Genomic DNA, 1919 nt, shown 5'->3' with positions numbered 1-1919 from the left:
GAATGAAAGCAAATCACAACTCTCCACCGTAATAATGGGCAATAAACTGAGTTGTTGTAAATATCAGTAGTTCAAAGAATGAAAGCAAATCACAACCAATTTACAGATAGGCAAATAGCAATTGAGGTTGTTGTAAATATCAGTAGTTCAAAGAATGAAAGCAAATCACAACTACTTCGTCTTGCGAAAGTACAATGGGTAGGTTGTTGTAAATATCAGTAGTTCAAAGAATGAAAGCAAATCACAACATACTCATTTGGTGTATTTTGTAGCTAATTGTTGTTGTAAATATCAGTAGTTCAAAGAATGAAAGCAAATCACAACCTAAACTCATCAACCTTAATAGGTTTATCAGTTGTTGTAAATATCAGTAGTTCAAAGAATGAAAGCAAATCACAACTCTGTTTAGCAGCTTATTGCGCTTGCGCTGTTGTTGTAAATATCAGTAGTTCAAAGAATGAAAGCAAATCACAACTGTAAGATATATAAACCCTAAAACAAATAAGTTGTTGTAAATATCAGTAGTTCAAAGAATGAAAGCAAATCACAACTGTGCATCCGTGTTACTTCATGGGCTGGGGGTTGTTGTAAATATCAGTAGTTCAAAGAATGAAAGCAAATCACAACTTACAATGCTCGCACTTTAGTTTATCGGGGGTTGTTGTAAATATCAGTAGTTCAAAGAATGAAAGCAAATCACAACAATCTCCAGTGTGTTGGCAGACCCAGAACTGTTGTTGTAAATATCAGTAGTTCAAAGAATGAAAGCAAATCACAACTTTGCATAAAATGAGGTCTTTCCACTCATTGTTGTTGTAAATATCAGTAGTTCAAAGAATGAAAGCAAATCACAACTGTTGGCGTTAAAACCTTTTACACCATTTGGTTGTTGTAAATATCAGTAGTTCAAAGAATGAAAGCAAATCACAACTTCTTACCTTTTCTTGTTTCACTTTTAGTTGTTGTTGTAAATATCAGTAGTTCAAAGAATGAAAGCAAATCACAACTTTAGAAGAGGTAGGCGAGCAAATCGAAGAGTTGTTGTAAATATCAGTAGTTCAAAGAATGAAAGCAAATCACAACGTGAAAATACCTCACAATTGACACCTCTATGTTGTTGTAAATATCAGTAGTTCAAAGAATGAAAGCAAATCACAACACAATGCGCATGCAGGATACAGGGGTTAGAGTTGTTGTAAATATCAGTAGTTCAAAGAATGAAAGCAAATCACAACAAATTAGGCTAAACATGCGCACCGAGCAATGTTGTTGTAAATATCAGTAGTTCAAAGAATGAAAGCAAATCACAACTTTAAAAAGCGAAAGAGAAAAGCAATGGAGGTTGTTGTAAATATCAGTAGTTCAAAGAATGAAAGCAAATCACAACTGTGGGTTATGCTTAAATGTTTCTGTTTGGGTTGTTGTAAATATCAGTAGTTCAAAGAATGAAAGCAAATCACAACTTTTACCATCCAAATAGTATCGGTCGAAATGTTGTTGTAAATATCAGTAGTTCAAAGAATGAAAGCAAATCACAACTCGTAATCAGGCTGACCAGCAGTTGCAAAGGTTGTTGTAAATATCAGTAGTTCAAAGAATGAAAGCAAATCACAACTATCTAGTTCTTATGCTAATGACCTTGCAAGTTGTTGTAAATATCAGTAGTTCAAAGAATGAAAGCAAATCACAACTATTTTTGGTGATAAAACTTATTTATTAGAGTTGTTGTAAATATCAGTAGTTCAAAGAATGAAAGCAAATCACAACTAATTGCAATGGATAACAAAATGAATGATGGTTGTTGTAAATATCAGTAGTTCAAAGAATGAAAGCAAATCACAACGTAAAACCATCTCTGCTCAAACCTGCTCCCGTTGTTGTAAATATCAGTAGTTCAAAGAATGAAAGCAAATCACAAC

General features: G+C 33.3%; 1 CRISPR repeat array.

The annotated features are described in order from the left end of the window. Positions 1-50: 50 nt before the first annotated feature. Positions 51-1919: direct repeats of the CRISPR family, unit length 46 nt; unit sequence GTTGTTGTAAATATCAGTAGTTCAAAGAATGAAAGCAAATCACAAC.

Origin of the sequence: Pedobacter sp. UBA4863 (genome assembly GCF_002399615.1) — a bacterium.
In the GTDB taxonomy this organism is placed as follows: domain Bacteria; phylum Bacteroidota; class Bacteroidia; order Sphingobacteriales; family Sphingobacteriaceae; genus Pedobacter.
Note: the sequence above shows the minus strand (reverse complement) of the source record. Positions and strands in the feature narration are given on the sequence as shown.